General features: G+C 62.7%; 26 protein-coding genes and 1 pseudogene. 6 read left to right on the plus strand and 21 right to left on the minus strand.

Annotation, left to right across the window (positions count from 1 at the left end; genetic code table 11):
• Nucleotides 1–146 precede the first annotated feature (146 nt).
• The 8 genes from SLW55_RS07090 to SLW55_RS07125 all read right to left on the minus strand — a co-directional run bounded on the left by SLW55_RS07090 (nt 147) and on the right by SLW55_RS07125 (nt 6,127).
• Nucleotides 147–1,496 carry a hypothetical protein gene (locus SLW55_RS07090; protein ID WP_267100161.1) on the minus strand — a complete coding sequence of 450 codons (1,350 nt, stop codon included), beginning with the start codon at nt 1,494–1,496 and terminating at the stop codon, nt 147–149.
• Nucleotides 1,493–2,089 (minus strand): hypothetical protein, encoded by a 597-nt coding sequence (locus SLW55_RS07095; RefSeq protein ID WP_267100160.1) that lies wholly within the window; start codon nt 2,087–2,089, stop codon nt 1,493–1,495. Before SLW55_RS07095 ends, SLW55_RS07090 begins: the two co-directional genes overlap by 4 nt.
• A gap of 67 nt (nt 2,090–2,156) precedes the next feature.
• A complete protein-coding gene (locus tag SLW55_RS07100; protein WP_267100159.1) occupies nt 2,157–2,348 on the minus strand; it encodes a hypothetical protein in 192 nt (63 codons plus the stop codon).
• Nucleotides 2,348–2,614, minus strand: a complete 267-nt coding sequence (locus tag SLW55_RS07105) for a hypothetical protein (RefSeq protein ID WP_267100158.1) — start codon at nt 2,612–2,614, stop codon at nt 2,348–2,350. Before SLW55_RS07105 ends, SLW55_RS07100 begins: the two co-directional genes overlap by 1 nt.
• A 213-nt stretch (nt 2,615–2,827) precedes the next feature.
• Entirely contained in the window at nt 2,828–3,364 is a 537-nt protein-coding gene (locus tag SLW55_RS07110; protein ID WP_267100157.1) for a DUF4189 domain-containing protein, read from the minus strand.
• A gap of 346 nt (nt 3,365–3,710) precedes the next feature.
• A complete protein-coding gene (locus tag SLW55_RS07115) occupies nt 3,711–4,244 on the minus strand; it encodes a DUF4189 domain-containing protein (RefSeq protein ID WP_267100156.1) in 534 nt (177 codons plus the stop codon).
• 50 nt (nt 4,245–4,294) lie between these two features.
• Nucleotides 4,295–5,437: a type IV secretion system protein gene (locus SLW55_RS07120; RefSeq protein WP_267100155.1), complete on the minus strand. Its 1,143-nt coding sequence runs from the start codon at nt 5,435–5,437 to the stop codon at nt 4,295–4,297.
• 48 nt (nt 5,438–5,485) lie between these two features.
• The gene (locus SLW55_RS07125; protein WP_267100190.1) at nt 5,486–6,127 is read right to left on the minus strand and encodes a hypothetical protein; all 642 of its coding nucleotides are present in this window, start codon (nt 6,125–6,127) and stop codon (nt 5,486–5,488) included.
• 788 nt (nt 6,128–6,915) lie between these two features.
• Here SLW55_RS07125 and SLW55_RS07130 point away from each other — a divergent pair.
• Nucleotides 6,916–7,173 (plus strand): hypothetical protein, encoded by a 258-nt coding sequence (locus tag SLW55_RS07130; RefSeq protein WP_267100154.1) that lies wholly within the window; start codon nt 6,916–6,918, stop codon nt 7,171–7,173.
• A 1,495-nt stretch (nt 7,174–8,668) separates the two neighbouring features.
• Here SLW55_RS07130 and SLW55_RS07135 read toward each other — a convergent pair.
• Nucleotides 8,669–9,032 (minus strand): annotated as a pseudogene (locus SLW55_RS07135) (JAB domain-containing protein); the annotation flags it as partial.
• Between the two features lie 190 nt (nt 9,033–9,222).
• On the opposite strand from SLW55_RS07135, the gene SLW55_RS07140 reads away from it, so the two are divergent.
• From SLW55_RS07140 to SLW55_RS07150, 3 genes are read left to right on the plus strand one after another with little or no spacing between them, the layout of a single operon-like run.
• Complete coding sequence (locus SLW55_RS07140; RefSeq protein ID WP_267100153.1) at nt 9,223–9,654, plus strand: hypothetical protein; 432 nt, start codon at nt 9,223–9,225, stop codon at nt 9,652–9,654.
• A complete protein-coding gene (locus SLW55_RS07145) occupies nt 9,651–11,192 on the plus strand; it encodes a hypothetical protein (protein ID WP_267100152.1) in 1,542 nt (513 codons plus the stop codon). The genes SLW55_RS07140 and SLW55_RS07145 overlap by 4 nt, the downstream gene beginning before the upstream one ends.
• Before the next feature lie 7 nt (nt 11,193–11,199).
• Nucleotides 11,200–12,390, plus strand: coding sequence for a hypothetical protein (locus tag SLW55_RS07150; protein WP_267100151.1), 1,191 nt, complete (start codon nt 11,200–11,202; stop codon nt 12,388–12,390).
• Nucleotides 12,391–12,467: 77 nt separating this feature from the next.
• On the opposite strand, the gene SLW55_RS07155 is transcribed toward SLW55_RS07150, so the two are convergent.
• Entirely contained in the window at nt 12,468–13,475 is a 1,008-nt protein-coding gene (locus tag SLW55_RS07155; protein WP_267100150.1) for an NAD(P)-dependent alcohol dehydrogenase, read from the minus strand.
• A 148-nt stretch (nt 13,476–13,623) separates the two neighbouring features.
• On the opposite strand from SLW55_RS07155, the gene SLW55_RS07160 reads away from it, so the two are divergent.
• Entirely contained in the window at nt 13,624–14,010 is a 387-nt protein-coding gene (locus SLW55_RS07160) for a helix-turn-helix domain-containing protein (RefSeq protein WP_152237189.1), read from the plus strand.
• A gap of 224 nt (nt 14,011–14,234) precedes the next feature.
• On the opposite strand, the gene SLW55_RS07165 is transcribed toward SLW55_RS07160, so the two are convergent.
• The 7 genes from SLW55_RS07165 to SLW55_RS07195 all read right to left on the minus strand — a co-directional run bounded on the left by SLW55_RS07165 (nt 14,235) and on the right by SLW55_RS07195 (nt 19,274).
• Nucleotides 14,235–15,089 carry a Crp/Fnr family transcriptional regulator gene (locus SLW55_RS07165; protein WP_267100149.1) on the minus strand — a complete coding sequence of 285 codons (855 nt, stop codon included), beginning with the start codon at nt 15,087–15,089 and terminating at the stop codon, nt 14,235–14,237.
• Between the two features lie 215 nt (nt 15,090–15,304).
• Nucleotides 15,305–15,646 carry a RebB family R body protein gene (locus SLW55_RS07170; RefSeq protein WP_152237187.1) on the minus strand — a complete coding sequence of 114 codons (342 nt, stop codon included), beginning with the start codon at nt 15,644–15,646 and terminating at the stop codon, nt 15,305–15,307.
• Nucleotides 15,647–15,717: 71 nt separating this feature from the next.
• Entirely contained in the window at nt 15,718–16,044 is a 327-nt protein-coding gene (locus SLW55_RS07175; RefSeq protein ID WP_043091830.1) for a RebB family R body protein, read from the minus strand.
• 374 nt (nt 16,045–16,418) lie between these two features.
• On the minus strand, nt 16,419–16,982 hold the full coding sequence (locus SLW55_RS07180) for a hypothetical protein (RefSeq protein ID WP_267100148.1): 564 nt from the start codon (nt 16,980–16,982) through the stop codon (nt 16,419–16,421).
• An 80-nt stretch (nt 16,983–17,062) separates the two neighbouring features.
• Nucleotides 17,063–17,485 (minus strand): hypothetical protein, encoded by a 423-nt coding sequence (locus SLW55_RS07185; protein ID WP_267100147.1) that lies wholly within the window; start codon nt 17,483–17,485, stop codon nt 17,063–17,065.
• A gap of 971 nt (nt 17,486–18,456) precedes the next feature.
• Entirely contained in the window at nt 18,457–18,708 is a 252-nt protein-coding gene (locus SLW55_RS07190) for a hypothetical protein (protein WP_267100146.1), read from the minus strand.
• Nucleotides 18,705–19,274, minus strand: a complete 570-nt coding sequence (locus tag SLW55_RS07195; protein ID WP_267100145.1) for an alpha-L-fucosidase — start codon at nt 19,272–19,274, stop codon at nt 18,705–18,707. Before SLW55_RS07195 ends, SLW55_RS07190 begins: the two co-directional genes overlap by 4 nt.
• 116 nt (nt 19,275–19,390) lie before the next feature.
• Between SLW55_RS07195 and SLW55_RS07200 the strand changes: the two genes are divergently transcribed.
• Nucleotides 19,391–20,482, plus strand: a complete 1,092-nt coding sequence (locus SLW55_RS07200) for a sialidase family protein (protein ID WP_267100144.1) — start codon at nt 19,391–19,393, stop codon at nt 20,480–20,482.
• Between the two features lie 65 nt (nt 20,483–20,547).
• On the opposite strand, the gene SLW55_RS07205 is transcribed toward SLW55_RS07200, so the two are convergent.
• The 4 genes from SLW55_RS07205 to SLW55_RS07220 form a co-directional block, all read right to left on the minus strand.
• Nucleotides 20,548–21,318, minus strand: coding sequence for a copper homeostasis protein CutC (locus SLW55_RS07205; RefSeq protein WP_267100189.1), 771 nt, complete (start codon nt 21,316–21,318; stop codon nt 20,548–20,550).
• Nucleotides 21,319–21,332: 14 nt separating this feature from the next.
• Nucleotides 21,333–22,397 carry a N(4)-(beta-N-acetylglucosaminyl)-L-asparaginase gene (locus SLW55_RS07210; protein ID WP_267100143.1) on the minus strand — a complete coding sequence of 355 codons (1,065 nt, stop codon included), beginning with the start codon at nt 22,395–22,397 and terminating at the stop codon, nt 21,333–21,335.
• Between the two features lie 214 nt (nt 22,398–22,611).
• On the minus strand, nt 22,612–23,079 hold the full coding sequence (locus SLW55_RS07215) for a hypothetical protein (RefSeq protein ID WP_320744887.1): 468 nt from the start codon (nt 23,077–23,079) through the stop codon (nt 22,612–22,614).
• A gap of 12 nt (nt 23,080–23,091) precedes the next feature.
• The gene (locus tag SLW55_RS07220) at nt 23,092–23,466 is read right to left on the minus strand and encodes a hypothetical protein (RefSeq protein WP_267100141.1); all 375 of its coding nucleotides are present in this window, start codon (nt 23,464–23,466) and stop codon (nt 23,092–23,094) included.
• Nucleotides 23,467–23,839: the final 373 nt, after the last annotated feature.

A 23,839-nucleotide genomic window follows, 5' to 3' on the forward strand; every position in this document is an offset into this window, starting at 1 on the left:
TGCCACGCCGGCTTTGGCCTCACGCACGAAGCCGATGATCTGCTCTTCGGAAAAGCGCTTCTTCACGTCCAATCTCCGTCTTGTTGGGGATTGGACTCCAAATCGCTTTGCTACTCAAAACCGGGGGGACGTCGCCCCCATGATTATCACCGCCCCTTCACCGATGCCTGTTGTTGGGGCGCATCCAGCTGCTGTGCCAGGTGCTGCGGCTCAGGCGCCTGATCCGTCCTCCGTTCCTGAACCAAAGGCGGCGTACCGGACAGATCCACCTTCACGCGGTAGCCGGGTGTGCTGCCTTCGATCCAGGCGCTTCCGCCCTCCAGCAGGGTCACGGCCGTGATCTGCTCCGGCCGTTCCATCCCCTCCCGCCGCGCTTGCGATGCCGCGTACGACACCGCGGCATCCGCGATGCCGGCAGGTAACCTGCTCTTGAGCATCTGGTAGAGAGGATCAGCCGGCTGCTCGGCAGGCGTCACGCTCGATTGCTCCGGCACCTTCTGCGGAGCCCGCCAGCCCTGCGGTTCTCCGCTCTCCATACGCGGCATCTGCAGCCGCTGCATGTGCTCCGACCAATTCGGCACGCCGATGCTTTCGCGGCCCGCCCCGGGCGCAAGTGGCCCCCGCAGTTCGGCAACGCCATCCTGCAGCAGCCCACCCCAGCCCCGCGCACCCAGCGTCACCCCCATGCGCAGCGTGGCGATATCATCCCGATACCGTTCGATCATCGGCGCATGGCGCTGCGCCAGGTGCTGTGCGGTCGCGTCTTCCAGGACAGAGTGCTTCGGCCTGCCTTCCTTGTCTGTCGGCAGGAAGTTGTAGATGGTGTGGGAGTCCGTCACCAACCCCTTCGCCGCACTGATCGGATTGCGCAAGCCACTGCCCTGGTCGTCATAGCCGGTCCGCTCCAGCGCCGCGATCTCTTGCTCCGTGGCATACACCCGAACCTGACCATAGTGCCGGCTGGCGGCGCTGACGGGATCTCCCGCCATTACGTGATTGATGACCGCGTTGCCGCCCTCGGGAATACGACGATCCAAGCTGACGGCCCCATAGCCGTTGAAGGTTTCGCCTTTCAAGCCGAAGTGGTGCGCGGTGATTTCCGCGAGACCGCCACCGAGTGAATGGCCGACCACGGTGACGTCATGAGCGTTGGTGTATTGGCCAATTTGTTTTGCGGTTTCCAAGGCGTGTCGAGTGAACTCAATGGCATCCGCCGCTTGGGCGTTGTGACGGGTGGCGACCATACCCCCATCGGCAACCAGGCCATCGCGCCATGGCTGGCGGTCGAACTCGCTGCCACGGTGTGCGACGATGAGTTCCTTGGTGTCCAATCGTTGATAAAGAATGCCTTGATAGCCGGACGCGCTATCCATATAGCTCAGCCGCTTGTAGGAGACGCCACCTATATCGACAGGCTTACTTCTTTCTCCCGTCTCTGGCGGCTTTTTATATACATCATTCGCCAACGCTGCATATTGGCTAGTCGTCATGCTCATGGAAGTATATTCTCCGATGTCAGCGTCACTTTGAAGATATTGGGTCGTGCATTCTCATTGAAGTCGTCAATCTTTGATACGCCACTATCCGGAAAGTCATCCATGCCCGCTCTCGGATAGAGTCCTTTCCAGAAGTACGCAACCTTGGGTTTTAAACTATAAATCTCCTTCTTGAACAGCGCAGGCTCGTAACGCGTTTCTTCATGCTTGCCGGTCGCCTTCAATGCAATACCGACACCCGTCAGCTCAAAGCGGCACACGCCCATGCCGTAGTAGTCCGCGTCGACCATGCCGTCGGCATATACCGTCCCCACATAATGTTCCCCGTCGATCTTCTGAAGGTTGATGGGTATACCTGCTTCTTTCGGCTTGGTTCTCACGCCCTCGAATGGCTCATTAAGCGGCGTGCACTGCTCATAATTGGCCATGTCATAAAACGCAGTACCTGAAACATACCCAAAGGGCCCTGGCGCATCTTCGATGGTCATCGTGATTCGATACGCCTGGGTCGGCTTGGTATTACGCTGATAGGCTGGATCGCCATCGGCTGCCGTTTGCGCAACACCGTCGGCTTTTTCAGAAGCGGTATTCATCTGATTGCATCCGGCCAAGAGGGACAGAAGTAAAATGGCAGTAACAGTCTGAGCGTTCATAAGGGCGTTATGCCACCAGGGTGCTGCGCATAGCCAAGTCGGCCTGCGCGATGGCCTCAATCAGCCCCTGGCAACTGCGTCTGATGTAAACACCGAGCATTAGCAGCGCAACGATCAATATCGCGAACACCATTCCAACTTCCGGCACGCGCATCACCACCGGCGGAGAGAGGGGCAGCGCGATTGCCGCCACGCTCATCATGAGCACCTGTACAGCTGCGCCAACGATGGACTGCGCAACGGACGCCACTGTGCAATGCACCCGCCGTGCGCCTGAAGGCGCTGCTTGGTGGCTGATGCACGCAGCGCCAGCCGGAATAACATCGCTGCAATGCCAAGGTGAAAGAGCGCTCCCAGGGCTGCCATGCTTTGGGCCAGCAACAGCATGCTGTCGCCCGACGTCCGATAGGCGAGCGCGGTCAGGCTGGCAGTCAGCGAGAGCGCCAGGATGGTAATGGTCAGCAATGCCCGTACACGCTGCACTGACTGCAGCCACGTACAGCGGATAGGGTTTTCTGCATGAGGCCAGGTCCGATTATGGCGCATCCTCAGTGACTGACTTAGTGAAGATCGCATATGTTATTGCCTGGAACTTCTGGAAGGCATTTTTCGTAAATTTTATTACTTATTAAATCGACCCGCCCGCACCATTTGAAGCATCATTACCGATTGAAGATTCTAGAATTTTTTAAATATTGGATCTGAACAGGCTTTATAAGCAACGCCACATTGAGAGCTGCCATTTTCTCTACCACACCCTTCAAGTGCAGCACTCTCTGCAAGCTTTATTGATGACCGCCCAACAGCCACCACACGGCCAACGATGTCACCAGCGGGTGTCCTAGGTTCAGCAAGAGCCGCACATTGATTGAAGTAGGTCAAAATTACTTTGCAGCCTATTGCGCCGCTTTTTACGCAACGGTCTATTGCGTCTGATTGCGCGTCAGATTTAGAAGTTTTCCCAACAGGAACGCCATAGTGAGGAACGCCATCAATCGTTCCCATTGCAATAGCCCCCCAAGTTTTAATCCAATCGCCCAAAGGGCGTGGCTGGGGTGATTGCTGTTGATAATAACCTTGTGGGATGGGCGTACATGACGCTATATTTCCATTTGACTGTGCTGGAAGTTGACCCGGCGGACAACCTCCTTCAGCCGCCGCAATAGATGGAAAAGCCAGATGGAATAAAAAAATACTGCCCTGGTTTTCATACACCCTCAGCCATCAAGATTCAAGAAAACCTATTTCCATCATTATTAACAGCATTTCCACGAACCCCAGTCGGCTGTGTGGCGACCGATGAATTCCCGCCTCTGATACCCAGATTTTGTGGCGATCCAACCGCTTCGGAAGTATAAGGAGATGAATCGCTTCGTACAGGTTGTTGCGGCACATACGACCCCGGCGGCTGCCCCTGTGGTCCTAGCGTGGAAGCTGCATCACCAGAGAACGCCGAGAAGTGCATGCATGTCTATGGCCCGCCCTGGGGCCCTTGTTTTTCCTTACTTATCCGCTTGGCGAGCACTTCGATCCTTGATCTGATCGAAAACAGGAAAAACAATCAATATCTTTCAAACACTGGCTCTGAGCATGCCTGATATATCACCTTGCATTGCGCTCCGGGATTCCTGCGCTCACAGCGCTCTGACGCAGTCTCGACTGCCTTTTCTTTAGTTGGCGCACCATTAAACTGAATAAAACCATCCGGATTTGGCCGCCCATTAATCTGCGGCTCGGCAATGGCAGCACACTGATTTTGATAAACTAGAGCCATCTTGCAGTTCTGTGCGCCTTTTTTTGCACATCGAGCTAACGCCTGGCTCTTGGCTTCCGATTCGGACATTGCCCCAGTTGGAACGCCGTAGTAGGGAACTGAATCGACTGTGCCGATCGCAATCGCGCCCCAGGTCTTAATCCATTTGCCGCTAGGAACGGAAGGAGAAGGCTGCTGCTGATAATAGCCAGGGGGGATCGGCCCGCAGGATGCCATGTTTCCACTGGCTTGTGCAGGAATCTGCCCTGGAGGACAGCCTTGCTCTGCGTGAGCCTTCGAGAAAAGTATGAATAATAAAATGAAGCAAGCAATGTACTTCATGAAAAACCCTTCCCTGATACTAGATACTCATCGAATAAAGGCCCATACCTTCAGCCGAGACGACCATTGTCTCTTTGATTCGCGATACCGAGTGCTCCTGTATTTTGCGTAGTAGACGAGCTAGAGGCAATACCAGTCGCTCTTGCAGTATTCAAGTCTGACACGCGCGTCTCCGAAGAGGGCAAGCTATTATTCGGCTCTACACGCGGAGGAGCATACGACCCAGGTGGCTGCCCCTGCGGTCCAGGCGAAGACGCTGCACCACCGGCGAACGCCGAGAAGTGCATGAAGGACGCCATGCTGCCTTGCCACAGCGCGGCAGCCATCGGCGGCACTGACACGATTAGCAAGGTCATGAGCAATCCAATCCCTCCCTGCTGCAGCGCCTGCGACGACAAACCTTCCGCATTGCCCAGCGGGATGAGCTTCATGGCCCAGTAGGCACCCGCCACCTTCACCGTGAACTTCAGGACCATCGCCGACACGACTGACAGCATGGCCATCGAGAACAGCGTTCCCAACACATAGTACAACCACTTCTTGAACAGGTCCTTGGTCTGCTCGAACATCAAAAAGAAGATGAAGATCGGCCCGATGCCGATCAGGAAGGCCAGAGTGAACTTGAAGAGCAACAACATCGCACCGGCGACCATGGGCGGACCGGCCGTGCCGAATCCAGCCAACAGGATCGCTCGGCTCTTCTGATCGATCGACTCCGGATCGTTGGCGTTCACCTTCACCGCATCCAGGGCCGCCATCGCAAGCTGGGTGTACTCCAGATTCTGGTCGATCGCATCGGCTGCGCTGGAATTATCGTCGCCCGTGAACAAACCGTGGATCTCCTTGTCCAGGTTGTCGGTCATCGTCTTGTGCAACATGGCGCCGTTGGCGCCGACGGTGGAGGCAATCATCAGGATCACCGCGACCTTGGCCGCCTTGACCATCGTCGCCATCGCCGATTCGCGCGACTGCCCGGTGGCGATGCGATAGCCCTGGATCAGCACCCAGAACATCGTCGCCGTCAGCGCAATCACACTCACCCAGTTCATCGCACGCCGCGTCAACTCCAGACCGAAGGTCGCGATCTCGTTGGTGAAGTAGTTGTTCACCAATCTGAAGAACAGGAAGTCACCCAGGTTGGCGTCCGCCAGCGGCTGCACCCAGTGCGTCGCAGTGTCGAAAAATCCGTTCATGCTGCCTGTCTATCCGGTGTCTGGTGATGAATGTGGGCTGATACGCGGTCAGTTCTGCAGCGCGCCAGCCAGCACGCCGGCCTGCACGACCTGCCCCAGCAGGTCATCCTTGTTGCCATTCAGGGCGCGCCGCGCGAGCCGCGACTGGTCGTCCTTGAGCGCCACGATGTAGGCGTCGTAAGCCTTCATCTGCGCATTCCAGTAGTCCAGGTCCATGGCATTCTGCGCCGCGAAGCGGCGGACTTCGTTATCGTTGGCGGCCAGCGCGCCTTGGCTCGACCCGACGCTGTCGCGCTGGGCCTCGATCTGTTGCTTGAACTGCTGGTTGCGCTCGATCAGTCGCTTGAGCATGCGCACGGTCTCGTTGTACTGGGCGTTCTGCGCCATCACGATGCGCGCGCACACCTTGGTCTGCTCCCCCACCGCGTCACCGCTCATGTTCGGCGCCAGGGCCTTGAACTGGTTGAGCAGTCCCGAGAGGCCGCTCTTGGCGGCGCCCGGGCAACTGTCTTCCAGGCCGTAGTCCTGGGGCCGCTCGGCGAAGTTGTCCTGCATGGTGGACTCGCCCAGTTGCAGCCGCTGGAGCTTGATGAGCTGCTGCTGGTAGTGCTCCAACTGCTTCTGGTACTGGCTGATCGTTTCCTGCCAGCGTTTCGCGGTCTCCGCGTACTCCGCCATCGCTTTGTACATCGACTCCGGATCATTGACGATCACCTGTGCGTTGGCCTGGCCGGCGCAGAGTCCACCGGCAAGCAGCAGTGCCGCGAACCACGGCGAGAGCGGGATGAGGGAGCGGCGTTGGCGAAATGCTGTATTCACGGCAGGTCTCGTCGGGTCAGAAGCAAAACCGGTGGATCGGGATCAGGAGGCAGTCCTACAGAGCGAGGACGCCAGCGGGGCGAAGCTGAGCAGAAGGGGTTGGACGGGGGCGAAGCACTGCCCGGCAGCCGCAAGAGCAATTTCTTGCTGACGACTGCGGATTTGCCCACCACCTGGGCTGAGGGATCGATGCAGGTTCTGGTCCTGCTGCGGCCATGGTCCTTATGCGCAGTTGGGGCAGGTTGGGGCAAACTCTGACATAGCTGTGGGTGAATTTCCACCTCCCCTCATTCAGGCGGGCGTGGCCGGCTTCGCCGAACGCCTTCCATGCGTGGCCCTACAGCCGGCTGTAGGAAAAGCCTGACCCCTCAATGCGGTAGTTTCCGACCACGCTTGCGCAGTCCGCTTGCCAACACCCGCCTGATGGGGATCACGCCCCTTGGCCGAGCCTGAGATGCAGACGACCACCCCCAGGGGGAAGGACACGTGATGCGTCACCACCACATTGCAATCAAGCTGGCCGCCGCCGCACTGACGCTGCTCACGGGCAGCGCGCCGGCGCGCTGCCCGGATATCGGCCATATCCTTGCCTCGGCGAGTACCGGCTTGGGTCGAGTTACCCACAGGCTCGCGATCTATCCCAGCTCAGTACCGCGCGGGTGTATGTCTTTCAGCAGGAGGGCATCAGCTATCTGCAAATCAACGACCCGACCGACCAAGCGCACACCGCCATAGGCTGGGTCGAGAACACGCGCCGGGTCCTGCCCATCGGTGCCGATGCCGACCGCACGGTGATTCTGCCAGTCGGCTCACCGACACCGGCAGATACACTTCTGACCTACGAAGCAGATGATGTGACCGTCCGCCTACAAAACACCTCTGGCGGCGACACCTGGCTCATCGTGCCCCAAAAGTGACAAGCATCACTACCGATCGGCTCTGCCCGGCGACAGCCCACCATCCGTCTTCTTGGCCGCCTGCACCAGCGATAAAACACGTGCTTGGACCCGGGAAGCGACTTCCTCCACCGTGAAGCCACGCCCGATTACCTATCTCACCGCTTTGGCACGTAACTCATCCGTGTATTGCTTGCTGCTGCCCATAAACACCCCGGACATTGCCATCAATTATGGCAACTGGATGTCTACGAAAGGCTGGCCGGTCCACGAGCAGTGCGCGATGAGCATGGCGAACAGGGGCCTGGCGATATCCCCGAAAAGTCCCAGACGCAATCGCTTTCTGGATCAGCGGGCGATACCAGTCAAGGTCTGTAGCCCCACTCCCCAATGATGGCTTCCAAGATGTGTTGATTCGGTACGGTCGCGCCTGGACATGTCATCAGAAATGTCCGGCGTGCCGCCGCCGTGGCCGGCGCGTCGAACTTCGGGTCCCATATCTGGATGGCGTGGAAGGCTGCGATTGGTGCCGTACATTGCGGACTCGGAGCGCCGAACCCGGACACGCTGGCCATACAAAGAAAGACCGAGCAAGAATCAGGCGCCTGTGCGCGAGCTGGGGCGCTGATGCCGAGGCCTAAAGCCGCAGCCAGTGCGAGAGTGGCGGAAATGGCGCGTAGTTTCATGATGAACCTCCCTGGTTGCTGAAATGACGTGCTTGTTTTCGGGCGACTTGCGATAAGCGTGGCTCAACGAGACAGCGCCGGCGCCGATTGCTGTGGCGTCGGCTGGGACAGGCAATGCGTGGTTCTCGGCATGGCGGGTGGCTTACAGTCGGTTTGTAGAAGCAGACGGCGAGGTCCGAGAAACGGGTGGAGTGCTGTACCAGCTCTTCCGCGCGAAGGTGGGGATAGCGCTTGAGCATCTGCATAGTCAGCCATGAAGGCTCAAGAGCGAGGCTCGCGCCGCATTACTTTACCGGAACTGTGCCTGACCACAACTTGAAGAAATCCACCCAAGAGGGGCCCGGGCCAAACCAAGCTACAACTATCTGAATTTTATTAATATTTCATGGCAATGCCATCGCCACCGCAGCGACTGCTGCGGCAGACGATGGCCGCCGTGAACAAAAGAGAGGCGCTGGGTTGCGGATTCATTGCTGCCCCGAGAGTGGGGCCCGGCCATGCTACCTCCATGCCTGCTGACGTTGTTACCGACATGCCAGGCAACCATCGGTCTTCGAGGTTGCGTCGCGGCTGCCACGGCGTGACCTACTCCACGCCCTACGCCCCTGCAGCAGTAGACGCTGGCGGTCAGCAACCCCTGCGCCGCGTTGGTGATCTTCTTCCACCCATCCATGCAGATTCCTGCATGAGCGTCCGCCCTGGAGGACAGCACCGGGCGCTGAGCATTGCACCGATCCCCGCTGGCAGCGTCAGCCCTATGTCGCCATCACCGCGGCGGCTGGCGTGATGCACCAGCAGGCGTAGCAAAAAGGGGGCCGAAGCCCCCAACGTCAAAGCAAACCGTGCGCTGCGAACGACATGGCGACGGCGCCTGCGACGATGACGTGATCCAGCGTGCGAATGTCCACCAGCGCCAGGCGACGCCGTGAGGTCATCGCCTTATCGGCCGCGCTCGGCTCGGTGCCCTCCGCTCGGATGGTTGTGGGAAACGATGACCCCGGCCGCATTGAGCCGTAGCGCCTGCTTCACCACCTCGCGCGGATGCACGTCGGCGGCGTCGACCGTGCCGTGGAGCATCTCCACGTAGTCGATCAGACGACGCTTTGTATCCGTGAACAACACCGCGAAGACTTCGTGCTCGAAGCCGGCCAACTTGGTCAGCAGGTACCCCTTCACTGCCGCCGGCGAAATGAATCCCCCCCCGGGATAGTCAGTACATCCGCACAAGTCTCCCCACCGGGCAACGTCCAGAGTCCGTGCAGGGGAAGTGCACTCCGACCCTGGTTTTACTCTCCTCCACTACAGTTGCTCCACTCCGCATCCCAGCGTAAAACTCCAGCGCGAGGGCCATGATCGTGCCCGACATCCCGAAGGAGCGACAGACATGGACCTGCACCAGCACCCCACTTTCGACTGGCTGCAGTTTCCCGAAGGCCGCGCCCGATTCTCCGGTGGCGTACGCGGCATCGTCGACGAGCAGCGTCATGAGACGTTCGCGGTAGAGGTCGGCGACGCCGAATACTTCGGCGAGATCCAAAGAGCCTTCCTGCCCGACGGCAACGACTACAACATCGAAATCGTCTCGTTCGGCTATGGCCGCGATGGCGACGTCGGCATGCACATGCCGGGAACCTGTCGCGTCTTCAGTATCCCGGAAGTCGGCAGGATTCAGACGCTGGCAGTGCGCTTGATAGAAGCAGGCACGCAGTTCAACGACCGTCCGTCGCTCCTGACCGAGTATCCAAATGCGCACTTCATGGGCAAGGTTCTTTTCAGGGATGGCTGGATCCTGACCGATGCGGAGCGTGCGTCATGAGCGACGACTACGCCAAGCAAATCGATCAGATAAAGCGCGCGACCTCGCTTGATGAAGTCCAGGCCCTGGCACGCCAGTATTCGGCCAAAGCCTCCGGCGATGGCGGCATCCTCTATAGCCGGGATATCGGCAATGTATCGTCCGAAACGATCGCCCTCGAACTGGCGGGCAAGACCGGTGAACCGATCATCAACAGTACCCCCAGGGCGCAGTTCCTTGGCAACAAACAGGTCGAAGCGGCCGTGCGGGCCACTGCCGAACGCATCTTCGTCTCTCAGGGACAAAGCCTGGCCGACGCGGAAGAAGCTGCGGGCCACTTCCTTTACGGCGACGCCAAGGCTGCTGCGCGAAGCGCTACCTCCCTCGAAGGTTGCCTATGGGGGGAAGCATCGCAGGAGTTCGCTGCCTCGCTGCGGGGCGACATCAAGCTGATCGCAACCGATGCCAACGTGGAGCGCGTCTTCGGCAAGGTGGAATTGCCGACGGTGCTGGACAATCCCAATGTCAGGACATTGGGCGGGCAGCCGACCGCTGCGCTGAAGCCCATATACGCGCGCCAGGGCGCTACCGATGTGCTGCCCATGGTGCAGGCGCAGTTCATTGAAGCCGCGCCCAAGGGCATCTTCGTCGCACCCGATGGCGCCGGACCGAAAGTCACGAAGGTCGCGATTTCGCGAGAAGCAGCCGCTACGCTTGGGGCAGATGCTGCCAAGTTCCTGGCCGCTGCCGAACTCAGCGCCGCCGGTCTGGCCCGCGCACCGTTGGGACTCGGGGCAGCTCCCGCGGCCTCAGTCGGAGAGGCCGCCGTTGCCGCAGAGGCGGTCGGCGCCTCTCGCGGTCTTTCGCCAGGCGTGCTATCGAAAGGTGCAACCGCGGTCGCAGTTGCGGCAGTGGCCTACGACTTCGCTATCACTGGCCATCAGGTGGTGAAGCTGGAAGCGCAGGGCAACACCATAGGCGCCGAGTCGGCCAAGACCCATTTCATCGGTCGCAATGTCGGTGGCATTGGGGGGGGCATCGCACTGGGTTTCGTGGCAGATGCCGGATATGGCCTGGCGGGCGGCGCGGCGACTGGTCCAGGCGCACTTGTCACCTCCGGCGTCGGCGGCGTCGTAGGAGGCATCGGTGGCGCGTTTCTTGGGGAAAAATGGGCGCAGCAAAAGGACCTCGAACGTGTTTTCACGCAACAGGATCGAGACGGGAACACGTGGAGCCGCGACCCAAAAGATCCGAAAGGTACGTGGACGCGCGTCGCCGAAGCGCAACAGATCACTGCGGAAACCCAGCTCGGCGCAGGCCGCACGACACCGACCTACGGCAAGGTTCGCTATGTCGCTGGAGACATGCTGGCGAACGAACTGAACTACAAGTCCGCCAACGCGTCCTATGAACTGGGGCTGGCAAATCTGTTCGCCGCGCAGAATCCCTACTCCATTGCGCCTGGCAAGGGCGACACGCGCAGCGCGGATGGCGAAGGAAACTGGGTGCGCGACGCCCACACCTGCGTGGTCGCGTACCGTGGTCGATCAGTACCTTGAGCATGGCATGACGGCCAGCCATGTGGAGACGGCCTCTCCGCAGCGAGCCGCTGAGCTGGATCACGCAGCGAAGCTGATCATCGCGCAGAATGCCGCCAATACGCCTGCCGCAATCGCGGGCCGGTACCAGATCGCGTATAACCAGTTCGGCTGGAACCGGCATGGGGAAGTGCCTGTCGCCGTCCAGAATGCGAGTACCCAGACCGAATCGCTCGCCGCCTCCGACGGCCATACGTATACGCGCAACGCGAACGGTGAATGGATGACACCGGGGATGGTCTACGGCACCGATCAGGCCAGCGGCAATGTGCGCGACGAATTGAACGAGGTGTATCGGAGCCAGCAAGCCGGATTGCAGCAATACGCGGTCCTGGCAAACGAGGCCCTTGCGCATCCGACGCTACCGCAACCGACCCCGATGCGTGGCCTGGTGGCGCATGCCTACGCCAACGCTGGGATTGCGCGTACCGAGGCCGACATTGATGCAGCCACCGCGGCAGTCGCTCGCACGCACGCACAGGCCGGACTCGACAGAGATGGGCGTCCCTACTCCCTCACGCTGCAACCCGATCAGAGCACAGGACGGCCAGGGCCGAACAGTGCCATCGTCACGATGATGGACGATGGTCAGAAAGGACTCTTTTCCAATAGCAGAATGGTGCCGAAGGCCGTCACCACGGCGGAAGAAATCAAGCACGCGGCACAGCCGACCCAGAGCGAACGCTCGACGCCGGTCGGTCCCGCTAGGACACCGGACGCTGCACCGCATGCGGAACGGCCGGCGGCTGTTACGCCCAACGCCACCACGGCCAATGGCGCAGGGCACGCTGCGCACGGCGATCAGCAACCGGGGCCACACGACGGCCTTTCGTCGAACGACCAGACGATGTTCGACAAGCTCAGAGCGGCGACCCCGCGTGAGATCTCCGACGAGCACGTCGCCCACGCCATGCTGTTGAGCAAGAAGGAGGGCATCACGGACGCCACCAAGATTGATGGCGTACGCATGTCTGGCGATACCTTATGGGTCGTCGGGACCACACCAGGCTTCAAGGTGTCGCTGGATACCCGCGAGCCGGCTCCCCCCTTGCACGAGACGTCGCAACACGCACAAGCCTTCGACCGGCAACAGGCACAGCAATTGGCATACGACGCTTCGCAACAGGAAAGGGTTGCCCGAGGAGGCCAGGTGGTCTGAGTTCATCGGCCATGAATTCTTTCAGAGACCGGTATGGCCAAAAAACGGGCCGATCCCTTCTTCGTTATCCACGCAATTCAGGTCGATAGGCACAACTTCCCAAAATGCTTCCCCGCCGCCTGATGCGCAAACGCATCGGCGATATCTGCCAGCGCGAAGGTCTGGTCGATCACCGGCTTGATGCCGGTGGCGTCGAGGGCGCGGACCATGTCGCGCTGGTGGTGGCGGCTGCCGACGATCAGGCCCTGCAGGGTCTGGTGGCGTTGCATCAGCGCCACGGTCGGCACCTGGCCGGCAATGCCGGTCAGCACGCCGATCAGGGCGATGTGGCCGCCGATGCGGCAGGCGCGGATGGACTGGCCCAGCGTATCCGGTCCGCCCACTTCGATCACCACGTCGACGCCGCGGCCGTTGGTGTAGTCGTGCACCTTGGCCGCCCAGTCGGTGTCGCGGCGGTAGTTGATGGTGAAATCCGCGCCCAGCGCCTGCGCACGCGCGAGTTTTTCGTCGGAGGACGAGGTGGCGATCACGCTGGCGCCCATGTGCTTGGCGAACTGCAGGGCGAAGATCGACACGCCGCCGGTGCCGAGCACCAGCACGGTGTCGCCGGCCTTCAGCCGCGCGTCCACCACCAGTGCGCGCCAGGCGGTGAGCCCGGCGGTCGTCAACGTCGCCGCTTCGGCGTGGCTGTAGCCGCGCGGGGCGTGCGTGAACCAGTGCGCGGGACGAACGACGTATTCGCGTGCATAGCCGTCGACGCCGTCGCCGGGCACGGTGGCGAAATCGGCGATGGTCGGGCCGCCATCCAGCCAGGTCGGGAAGAACGTCGAGACGACCGCGTCGCCCACGGCGAACTCGTCCACGCCCTCGCCCACCGCCTCGACCACGCCGGCGCCGTCGGACATCGGGATGCGGCCGTCGGCGCTGGGCATGCGCCCGGTCACCACGCCCAGGTCATGGAAGTTGAGCGAGCTGGCATGCAAGCGCACGCGGAGTTCGCCGGCACCCGGCTGGCCGGGGTCGGGCAGATCGACGAGGCGGAGGTTCTTGAGGCCAGCGGGCTGGCGCAGGGTGATGGCTTTCATGGGCAAGACATCCTTGGGGAAAGTGGCGAGGGGCAGCGCCGCGTCAGTTGCAGCGAAACCGCATTGCAGGCATTGTCGGGACACACTTCCCGCATCGCAAGAACGTACAATTTCCGCAGGTACTATCAATTTTGTAGGTACAACGACCATGCGTCTGAAACGTCTGGATGGCAAGAGCGGCTGCGCGGTCGAAGTCACGCTGTCGGTGATCGGCGGGGTGTGGAAGCCGGTGATCCTGTTCCACCTGCTCTCCGGCAAGAAGCGCTTCATGGAACTGACGCGTCTGGTTCCCAACGCCACGCAGCGCATGCTGACGCTGCAGTTGCGCGAGCTCGAGGAGGACGGCGTCATCGTGCGCCACGTCTATCCGCAGGTGCCGCCCAAGGTCGAATATGCGCTGACGCCGCTTGGCCACTCCCTCGCGCCGGTGCTGATCAGCCTGCGCGAATGGGGCGAGTCGTATCGCACCCGCGAGCAGTCGCGCGCGCCGGCTGACGCTGCGGAATGCGCGCATAGCGAGGCAATGGCGACGTGAAGCCACGCAGGCACACCTAGCAAAGCTGGCGAGCAGCCGCATCGCGACCTTCTTGCATGTCGAGATCGGCAGCCATCGGAATCAATGCGCACTCCTGACCGGGGTGCGTCGCGTCTGCCAGCCACCGCGTTGCGAGGCGCGGACAGAACGTTCGATCAGTTGAGATCAAGTGCGGCGCGCAATCGGCAGGCGCAGGCACGCAATCTCGTGCTGCAGCACGCACGTCACTCGGCGCGGCGATCCGTCCACGCCGCACACGCAGCGCGCGATGGCAGGTCCTCGCCGTCCGGTGACGGCATCGCCGGCCCCTGCAGGTTGGCCTTGGCATACAGCGCCCCGAGGTCGTGCACGCGCAACAGGTGGCGGCGGCGGCTGACCAGGCCGCTGCGCACCCAGCGCTGCAGCTGTGCGTTGAGCTTGGAGCGGCTGGCGTTGAGCATCGCGGCGAGGATGCTCTGGTTCGGCGGCAGGGCGATCGCGCCATCGCTCCCGTGTTGCGACGCCTGCAGTTCGAGCTGGCGCAGCACGTAGCGCGCCAGGCGCACTTCCAGGCGGTGCAGGCAGATGCTTTCCAGGCTGTCCAGGGTCTGCCGCAGGCGCAGGCGCAACAGGGCGTGGATGCGCTGCTGCAGCAGCGGCGGGTCCAGCAGGACGTTGAAGTGGCGCCGCGGCAGTTTCAGCACCACGCTGGCGCCGAAGGCGATGGCGGTGAAGCTTCGCCCGTGCGGTTCCAGCAGCGCGGCCTCGTCGACCAGCCCGCCGGGCTCGACCGCGCCGACGATCAGTTCCTGCCCGTCCGGGCCGTACAGCACCTTGTACACGCGACCGCGCACGACCACGCCGACGAAGCTGCTGGGGTCGTGCTTGAAGAACAGCACGCTGCCCGCGCCGAGTGCGCATTCGCTGGCATAGGCCAGCAGGTCGTCCAGCACCGAGTCCGGCAGGCCCTGGAACAGCGGCGCGCACTCGAGCAGGCGCCGATGCGCCTGGCCGGCGTTGTCCGCGCAGGCAGCGTCGCCATCGTGGTCGCGCACGATACGCTCGATCGCCTCCGGTTGGACGCTGGCTGGAACCTCCATACTCCCTCTTCTCGGACGCAGGACGTACGACGCCGGGCGTCGAACGCGCCAGGCCAGGATGGAGGACCGGTGCGTACGCCAGGCACGGGTGGGCAATGGTGCAGGCGAGGCGCGCGCAACGCGCGGCCTGCGGGGTGTCACGGATGATGGCATCGACCGTCGCGGCGAGGAACGGCGAGACCCGACGGGTTCGCCGTTCCGGACCGGTGCGCGACTCAGAGGCCGGCCGGCTTGCCGCTGCGGAAGGCCTGCAGCACGGTCATCAGGCTGGTCAGGTTGTCCGACACGCCGGTCTGGGCGATCTTCTCCGACGCACCCGCGGCGGCGGTGGTATCCAGGCTGTAGATCTGCATGACGCCCTGGTTGTTCGCCGCCTGCGCCAGCGTGTTCTGCTGCTGCTGCGAGGCGACCGCGTTCTCGTACAGGATGCCGCTGGAGTGCGCCAGGCTCTGGTAGATCGAGCCCATCGCGAAGGCCGGCGCCTCGCCGATGACCTTGACGTTGGACTGGGTGACGGCGTCGGTGATCTGGTTGTTGACTGCGGTGGGATAGGCCATGGAACGGTCCTCGTTGGGAAGGAAGGGCGTGGCTAGCGCCGCTGCCCTGCAGCGGCGTTAGCGCGCGTGGCTCAGGACTGCTTGAACGCGTTGAGCACGGTCAGCAGGCTGGTGAGGTTGTCGGAGACGCCGGTCTGCGCGACCTTCTCGGTGGCGCCGGCAGCGGCGGTGGTGTCCAGGCTGTAGATCTGCATGACGCCCTGGTTGGCCGCCGCCTGCGCCAGGGTGTTCTGCTGCTGCTGCGCGGAGACGGCGTTCTCGAACAGGATGCCGGTCGAATGCGCCATGCTCTGGTAGATCGACGCCATCGCGAAGGCCGGCGCTTCGCCGATGACCTTGACGTTGGACTGGGTGACCGCATCGGTGATCTGGTCGTTGACCGCGGTGGGAAATGCCATGTGTTCGCTCCTGGGTTGGGGTACGGCCCACGCCGTACGATCTCTGAAAACGGGACAGTGCAGAACCTGTGAAACCATGTGCGGCGTTTGTCTCGCCAGCCTCGCCGCGATGTGCACGCGACGAGGGAACATCGGCCACGATGCGCCGCGACCTCGGCCGATGCGTGTTGCTACCGCTGCGGGGTGTATCCCCTCGCGGCATCCGCTGCCATCCAATGCGATCCACCAGTACGGCCGGCGAACGAGCTACTGTCCGCGACGTGGCGCCAGGCTGGATCGCTGATGGCACGCAGCCATTTGCATCGCACGCCGTTGCGCAAGGCCTTGGCCCACGCCGCAAAGCGCATCATGCGTGTGAAAAACACACTCCCGGTTCAGGCAGCGGGAGGCGGCGATGGTGCTCCCGGCTCCGCGGCCGGCGCATCCGCGATAAGCCCCTGCGCACGCGCCGCCTCGACCACCGCCTGCATCTGCTGGGCCAGGCTCGCGAACTCGCGCTCCAAGCACGCGCGCACTTCGGCCTGCACGAGATTGGCCAGGCGATCGGGGATCTGCGCCATCACCAGGTGATTGCTGCCGCCCTCGCCGCTCTGCGGCGGACGTAACTGGCCCGGTGGTAGCTGGTCTAGCGAACTGGCCGACTGGACCGCCTTGAGCACCGCCGCTTCGCTGGCCGCGGTGGCGCCGTCCAGCGCGACTCTGCTGTTCTGCATCGTCTGCTGCATCTGCTGGATCAAGCCTTTCACGCGCTCGCGCTCAGCATCGATCAGCGACGGCGACGCACCGGCCGTTTCGGCGGCAGGCGCTACCGGCGGCGCGGACGATTCTGACGCGAAGCGCCGCAGTTGCTCCTGCTCGAGAGGAAGTAGCGGGCGACGCAACCAGCTCTCGGTGAGCTGGCGCAGCGTGGCGAAATCGGATGCTTGGTTGGCTTGCATGGTGCTCCCCTGCGTGAAGTGAAACCGGTGGTGCGAACGGCCTAGGTGGACGCGGACTTGCGGCCGCGCACCATGTCCGCCTACTTGGCGATGCTCTGGTCGATCTTGTCGATGGGCAAGCCGGCGGACTCGGCCTCCAGCGCGCCAGCAGCGGCTGCGACCGCCGCGGCGGCACCGACCAGCACGTCGGTGGCCAGCACGCCCAGCGCATCCTCGGCGGCCTGCTCCGGCTTGTTCTCGGCCAGGTTTTTGACCAGCACGCTCTGGCTGGCCAGCGCCGTCTTGCTGACGCCGTCGAAATAGACCGCCGCCGATGGCGCGACCAGGCCCTGCGCCTGTCTGATCCGCATGTTCGAGCCGACCTCAACCTGCGACGGTGCATAGGCCATGGTTTCGGCATCGCTGCGCTGTACGCCCCGCACGACCGTGCTGTTGAGCGCGTCGCAGGCCGGCCCTGCCGCCTCGGGCTGCGCGAGCATGTGTGCGTCGAGCGTCTTCAGCATGGATGGCGGCGTTGGCGACACGGGCGGCGATGTGGCGGCTGCCGCGCCGGCCGGGTCGCCGAGCTCGCCACGATCGGCCGCTGTTACAGCCGGTGTCGCGGCAGAGGCGCCGGTGGACGCGGCCGGTGGCATGGACACCGTCGCCGCGTCGGTGATCTGTGCATTGGCGCCGTTGGGAACTGTCATGGTTCGCTGCTGAGAGAGGAATGGCCGATGCCGTGAGCCCTGCGCATCGGATCAGGCGGCCGAAGCCGGTATCGCTACGTGCAACGACGAGCGTAGAAGCCGAGCGGGCCGGCACCATCGAGGAGGCAACGCCCCGAAACGGTGGCGACCAAGGCTGCGCTGCAGCGCACGACATAGCGACGACAGCCACCCTCAGATGCTTTGCTTGTGCCACTCGACGTTGCAACGCACTCCTATCGTGATCGGCTGCAGTGCGCAGTTCCTGCATAGCCCGCGCAGCAGGCAGCAGGTTTTGTCCACATTCGTAGACATGCTCCAGGCAATCCTCGCACCTTGCATGCTGGCAATGGCAACACACCACATTCTGGCGGTAGCCACCGCTCGCTCCGGCGCACACCTTATGGCGTTCGGCCCGAACAACACGCGCTCCAAGCACCGAGGACGATGTCGCAAAAGGCTCCGGCTCCAGGTCCGCTCTTGCCGCTTGCGTCACGGCGCCGGCCAAACACGGGCATGCCTTGCAGAGTCAGGGGCGGACGCATGCATCGTCGACTGTTGATCACGAATCGCGAGGAGGGGCGACGCTCGCGCCGTACCCTCACCCCCGACCCCTCTCCCGGGGGGAGAGGGGAGTTGCCCTGCGGCGCGCACCGTCTTCTTCGCAGCGATTTTTGGAATCGCGCCTGCAAGCCAGCGCTCTTGCCAAGACGCAGCGCACAACTCCAACGAAAAAGCCGCACCCGGCATCGCCGGGCACGGCTTCGGTTGCAGGCCGCAGGCAGGGATCAGCGCGCGGCGGCAGCGCCCACGTTGAACAACTGAAACTCGCGGATATGCGCGGCGTCGACGCTGGACAGGATGTTCAGGCGCACGCGCGAGGCGGTGACCGCGGGGAAGTGGTCGATCTTCATGTGGCCGATCGCCTGCGCCTGCGCCACCTTGACCCAGGCGCCGTCGCGGAACACTTCCACCGCGTATTTCTGCACCAGTTGGCCATTGTTGAGCCATTCCATCGACAGCGCGGTGTCGAACGTCACCGGCCGCTTGAATGCAGTTCCAGGGTGGCGTGGTGCGAGCCGTCCGGTGCGCTCCAGAAAGTATCGCGGTCGCCGTCCACCGCCGCGGCGATACTGTCGTCGCTCTTGAGCCGGCCGCGCACCAGGTTGCGATCGGCGCCGTAGCGCGCCTGCAGCGCCTGGCCCATTTCCTCCAGCCGCTTGACGTCGGCTTCGGGCGGCAGGCCACGCTTGCCCGGGGCGATGCCCAGCACCAGTTGCCCGCCGCGGCCGACGCTGTCTTCCCATATCTGCACCAGCTCGTCGACGCTCTTCAGCGTCTGGTCGCTGTTCGGGTACCAGAACCACTGCAGCTTGTGCAGCGGCGTATCCACCTCGACCGGACGCCAGCGCAGGTCGCCGTGGCGATCGATAGCGTTCCAGTCCTCGCCCTCGATCACGCCCGCCCCGTTGCCGACCCAGCGCACGTCGCCGTACTCGAACAACGCGGTGTCGGCGAAGTTCTCGGCGAGCAGCGGCGGCGCGGCCAGAACATTCAGGCCGAATGCGGCCAGCCGGCGGAGCGGAGAGAGCGGACGGTCCGGCATTGCGATTCCGCGCAATCGTCGGTCGGGCAGACAGGCGGCGCTACCGGTAGTGTCAGCATGTGGTATTTAATTGATGATAAATAGGTATCCCCATTTGCGGGCCAGGACCGTACCACATGATGTCGCCTTCGCTGTTTCCCCTGCTGTCGCTGTTTGCGGTGCGCGCCATCGCCGGCCCGGCCGCCGTCGCCCCGCCACAGGCACCGCCCTCGCCCATCGTCTACAGCGAATTCGTCAACGCGCAGGCGCCGACCGCGCAGTGCCACGCCTCGACCCTGGTGGAAACCCGCGACGGCCTGCTTGCGGCCTGGTTCGGAGGCCGCCACGAGGGCGCCGACGACGTCGCCATTTGGGTCGCGCGTCGCGACGCGCACGGCTGGCAACCGGCGCAGCGGGTGGCCGACGGCGCGCAGCCGCAGGGCAAGCCGTTGCCGACCTGGAATCCGGTGCTGTTCCAGCCTGCGCAAGGGCCGCTGCGGCTGTTCTACAAGGTGGGTCCGGACCCGAAGCGCTGGTGGGGCATGCAGACCACGTCCAGCGACGGCGGCCACCACTGGTCCACACCCGAGCGCCTGCCCGACGGCATCCTCGGCCCGATCAAGAACAAGCCGGTGCAGCTGCCGGGCGGCCGCATCCTCAGCCCCAGCAGCAGCGAGGACGCCGGCTGGGTCGCGCACATGGAATGGTCCGACGACAACGGCGCGCACTGGACCCGCGGCCCGGCGATGAACGACCCGGCCAGGATCGGTGCGATCCAGCCCAGCGTGCTGCTGCACCAGGACGGCCGCCTGCAGGCGGTGGGACGCAGCCAGCAGAACCACGTGTTCAGCACCTGGTCGCGCGACCAGGGCCGCACCTGGGAACCGATGACCCTGCTCAACCTGGCCAATCCCAATTCCGGCACCGACGCCGTGGTGCTGGCCGACGGCCGCTCGCTGCTGGTCTACAACCCGACCGAGGTCGGCAAGGACTGGTGGGACGGCCGCGGCGTGCTCGCCGTCGCTCTGTCCGACGACGGCCTGCACTGGACCCGCGTGCTGACCCTGGAAGACAGCCCCAAGGACGAGTTCTCCTACCCCGCGGTGATCCAGACCCGCGACGGCAAGGTGCACATCAGCTACACCTGGAAGCGCACGCGCATCAAGCATGTGGTGCTGGATCCGAAGCGGCTGGGAGTTGGGTCAACGGCGCCTGCCGGCGGCAGGTGAATCTTGCTCGGGACCCGGGGCCCGGGACCGGGGACCCGGGAAAGCAAGAGCAAAGCGCTGCCAGATCAGGCTGCGGGATGCGGCGTTCCGGGTCCCGGGTCCCGGGTCCCCGGTCCCGGCTCCTCCAACAACACCACCATCCGCCGCACCCGCGTCACATCGGTCTGCATGCGGTCGCCGCCGAGACTGCGCACATGCGGATGCGGCGACGTCGCCCGCGACGCCAGCGGTCCACGCGCCGAGCCATGGAACTCGCGCGCGCCGGTGCGCGCGCGCAACTGCGCCAGGTTGACTTCGGTGACACCGGACCCCGGCATCACGCTCAGGCGCGCACCGGCCTGCTGCACCAGCTCGGCAATCAGGTCGGCGCCCTCTTCCGCGGTCTCGCGCGCACCGGAGGTCAGCACCCGCTCGCAGCCCAGCGCGATCACATCCTCCAGCGCACGCCGCGGATCGGCACTGACATCGAAGGCGCGATGGAAGGTGACGCCGAGCGGACCCGCCGCGGCGATCAGCTCGCGCATCGTCGCCGTGTCCACCTCACCGTTTGCGGTCAGCGCGCCGAGCACCACGCCGTCGCAGCCTAGGCGCACGCACTGCTCCACGTCGCGCCGCATCGCCTCCACTTCCGCCGCGTCGAACACGAAATCGCCGACCCGCGGACGGATCAGCACATACAGTGGAATGCGCAACCGATCGCGCACCGCCGCCAGCGTGCCGAACGACGGCGTCAGCCCACCGCCATCCAGGCCGCCGCACAATTCCACCCGCATCGCCCCGCCGTCCTGCGCGGCCAGCGCCGAGCCGATCGCATCGGCGGCCACTTCCAAGCCCATCGGCACCATCGCGCTCATGCCGCCGGCGCCGCGAAATGGCTCTGCCCGGGCAGCAGCAGATCCTGCCGCTGCGCATCGCAGACCGCATAACTGAAACCGGGCTGGATCGCGAACGCACCGACCTCGCCGCGCTTGTTCATCGCCAGGAACCCCACCTGCAGATCGCGGGTGAGTTCCGGCTTGCGCCGCACGATGCGCATCACCACCTCGCGGCAGGCCTCGGCCGGGCTCTTGCCCTGCCGCATCATCTCCACCACCGCGAAACTGCCGACGTTGCGGATCACCTCCTCACCGACGCCGGTGGAGGTCGCCCCGCCCACCTCGTTGTCCACGTACAGCCCCGCCCCGATGATCGGGCTGTCGCCGACCCGGCCGTGCATCTTCCAGGCCATGCCGCTGGTGGTGCAGGCACCGGACAGATTGCCGTGCGCATCCAGCGCCAGCATGCCGATGGTGTCGTGGTTGTCCTTGCCGCCGGGCAGCGTGCCGCGGCGATAGGCACGGTTCTCGATATTGGCCTCGGGCGCGTAGTGCGACGTCTTCAGCCACTCCTTCCACGCCTGTTCCGACTCAGGCGTGAGCAGCTTGGTGCGCTCGAACCCCTGCGCCAGCGCGAACTGCAGCGCGCCATCGCCGACCAGCATCACATGCGGCGTCTTCTCCATCACCCGCCGCGCCACCGAGATCGCATGCACGATGTCCTCCAGCGCCGCGACCGACCCGCAGCCGCCGGTGTGATCCATGATGCAGGCATCCAGCGTGACCCGCCCATCGCGGTCCGGATACCCGCCCAGCCCCACCGTGTGATTGTCCGGATCGGCCTCCGGCACCCGCACCCCGGCCTCCACCGCATCCAGCGCCGCACCACCGCGCGACAGCACCTGCCATGCGGCCTGGTTCGCGGCGACGCCGAAGTCCCAGGTGGAGATCACCCGTGCTGCGCCGCGCGGCAGGGGGCCAACACCGGCCTTGGCTTGCGCCTTGGCCACGGCGGCGCGTGCGCCCGGCAGCACACCGCCCAACCCGGCGGCCAGGGCACCGAAGGCGGCGGTTTTCAGGAAGTGACGGCGTTGCGGCATGGAAGGCTCCGGCGTTGGGAGGGCGCGCGGGATGGCGTGCGCTTAGCCTTACATCATGCGGCAGAGTTGGATGGGATTAAATGGTCTGCTCGGCGTTACCAGAGTTGGCTCGGCTGCTTGCTCCGGCAGGATTGCATCGAAACATACCTGAACTTTATCAAGCTCATCACGCACTTCAGAAGAGTGTCAACGTTAGACGTCAATCGCCCAGCCACTACAACCTGGCTGGTACTTTGCATAAAACTTCAAGCCCCCCACTAGAAACCGGCTCAATATAATAGAATATCTTTCCATCACGTGCCTTCAGCAGGCCGAGCCCCTCCCCACTACACCTATAATAATAACCACTCACCCCTTGAGGATACTTTGCAGGCGAGTGCACCAAAGAAAATGCTCCTTCAGCAGATGTAAAATACGAATCATCGAGCCTGGCAAAGCTCTTAAGGAAGTTGTCATTGGGCGCAGAGAAGACAACCGCAACCCCACCAGCATCAACACTATGCCGCTCGTAGATATCGGTAGCATTCTTAGGCAAAAAATCCGGAACCCATCCTTTTGCGATAGTATTATTCGCCACCGCATCAGCATGAGACGCATAGAATTTTGAAGAATTATTCACACATCCTGAAACATAAATAATTAACGAGAAAAATAAAATAGAGACCCTGGCAGCGCGCGCCATATACTGTGCGCCTCAAGAGTCATTGAAGGCTTGATATTCAACAGCCGCATTACGGACATCATTCCATGCAGCGTGGCTAAAATCCGAAGCCCCATCAACAGCTGCATCCGGAACATCTTCGGCCGCCATGACTATTTTTTTTATCGCCTCACGTTTTGATTTTGGAATTCCCCCCCATGCAATGAGTGGTTTACCGGATAGAAATTCCTGCTTAACTTCCCAAGCTGCACCCGGATGATCACCAAATATTTTGTGCAAATAGTCAACACCAAGACAGAAAGAAGATACAACCTCATCAAAATACAAAAGGCATTGCAACAATGATTCTTCAACAGAGATCCCCGAGTCATCCCGCGAACCTTGTCTAATTTCGAACTCATCTTTCATTATCTTCGTTCCTTATCGCTATATCTTGCTCTTCGGTAGCATTAAGCGAATCCGAATAAGTTGCAAAGAATGCACCCATACCCCACCTAGACGTGATTCCGAGCAAGCGAATCCATGGGATTTTGGTTGCGGGTGCAGGATGAGCCTGCTGTGCAGTCTGAGGTATCCCGTTAAGCTTATAACGTTGCCAAGACGTGCCTGGAGTCTTGGTTTTCCAGTACGCCTTTGGCGCGGCTTTGGGGCCACCATTATTTCCATCCGACACATATCTACATATTGCTCGGTCGGCGCCATTTTTTTGGACCAAAAAATGTTCCAGGCGGCTGCCCTGGAGCTGGCGCCCACGGACCGCCGGGGATATTATTTGGCGGAG

Source organism: Xanthomonas sp. LF06-19, assembly GCF_034105425.1.
In the GTDB taxonomy this organism is placed as follows: domain Bacteria; phylum Pseudomonadota; class Gammaproteobacteria; order Xanthomonadales; family Xanthomonadaceae; genus Xanthomonas_A; species Xanthomonas_A sontii.

Coding starts and splice junctions, on each gene's coding strand:
- SLW55_RS07090 (WP_267100161.1), bottom strand. CDS start 1,496: ATGAGCATGACGACTAGCCAATATGCAGCGTTGGCGAATGATGTATAT.
- SLW55_RS07095 (WP_267100160.1), bottom strand. CDS start 2,089: ATGAATACCGCTTCTGAAAAAGCCGACGGTGTTGCGCAAACGGCAGCC.
- SLW55_RS07100 (WP_267100159.1), bottom strand. CDS start 2,348: ATGAGCGTGGCGGCAATCGCGCTGCCCCTCTCTCCGCCGGTGGTGATG.
- SLW55_RS07115 (WP_267100156.1), bottom strand. CDS start 4,244: ATGAAGTACATTGCTTGCTTCATTTTATTATTCATACTTTTCTCGAAG.
- SLW55_RS07120 (WP_267100155.1), bottom strand. CDS start 5,437: ATGAACGGATTTTTCGACACTGCGACGCACTGGGTGCAGCCGCTGGCG.
- SLW55_RS07125 (WP_267100190.1), bottom strand. CDS start 6,127: ATGTACAAAGCGATGGCGGAGTACGCGGAGACCGCGAAACGCTGGCAG.
- SLW55_RS07140 (WP_267100153.1), top strand. CDS start 9,223: ATGGACCTGCACCAGCACCCCACTTTCGACTGGCTGCAGTTTCCCGAA.
- SLW55_RS07145 (WP_267100152.1), top strand. CDS start 9,651: ATGAGCGACGACTACGCCAAGCAAATCGATCAGATAAAGCGCGCGACC.
- SLW55_RS07150 (WP_267100151.1), top strand. CDS start 11,200: ATGACGGCCAGCCATGTGGAGACGGCCTCTCCGCAGCGAGCCGCTGAG.
- SLW55_RS07155 (WP_267100150.1), bottom strand. CDS start 13,475: ATGAAAGCCATCACCCTGCGCCAGCCCGCTGGCCTCAAGAACCTCCGC.
- SLW55_RS07160 (WP_152237189.1), top strand. CDS start 13,624: ATGCGTCTGAAACGTCTGGATGGCAAGAGCGGCTGCGCGGTCGAAGTC.
- SLW55_RS07165 (WP_267100149.1), bottom strand. CDS start 15,089: ATGGAGGTTCCAGCCAGCGTCCAACCGGAGGCGATCGAGCGTATCGTG.
- SLW55_RS07170 (WP_152237187.1), bottom strand. CDS start 15,646: ATGGCCTATCCCACCGCAGTCAACAACCAGATCACCGACGCCGTCACC.
- SLW55_RS07175 (WP_043091830.1), bottom strand. CDS start 16,044: ATGGCATTTCCCACCGCGGTCAACGACCAGATCACCGATGCGGTCACC.
- SLW55_RS07180 (WP_267100148.1), bottom strand. CDS start 16,982: ATGCAAGCCAACCAAGCATCCGATTTCGCCACGCTGCGCCAGCTCACC.
- SLW55_RS07185 (WP_267100147.1), bottom strand. CDS start 17,485: ATGCTGAAGACGCTCGACGCACACATGCTCGCGCAGCCCGAGGCGGCA.
- SLW55_RS07195 (WP_267100145.1), bottom strand. CDS start 19,274: ATGCCGGACCGTCCGCTCTCTCCGCTCCGCCGGCTGGCCGCATTCGGC.
- SLW55_RS07200 (WP_267100144.1), top strand. CDS start 19,391: ATGATGTCGCCTTCGCTGTTTCCCCTGCTGTCGCTGTTTGCGGTGCGC.
- SLW55_RS07205 (WP_267100189.1), bottom strand. CDS start 21,318: ATGGGCTTGGAAGTGGCCGCCGATGCGATCGGCTCGGCGCTGGCCGCG.
- SLW55_RS07210 (WP_267100143.1), bottom strand. CDS start 22,397: ATGCCGCAACGCCGTCACTTCCTGAAAACCGCCGCCTTCGGTGCCCTG.
- SLW55_RS07215 (WP_320744887.1), bottom strand. CDS start 23,079: ATGGCGCGCGCTGCCAGGGTCTCTATTTTATTTTTCTCGTTAATTATT.
- SLW55_RS07220 (WP_267100141.1), bottom strand. CDS start 23,466: ATGAAAGATGAGTTCGAAATTAGACAAGGTTCGCGGGATGACTCGGGG.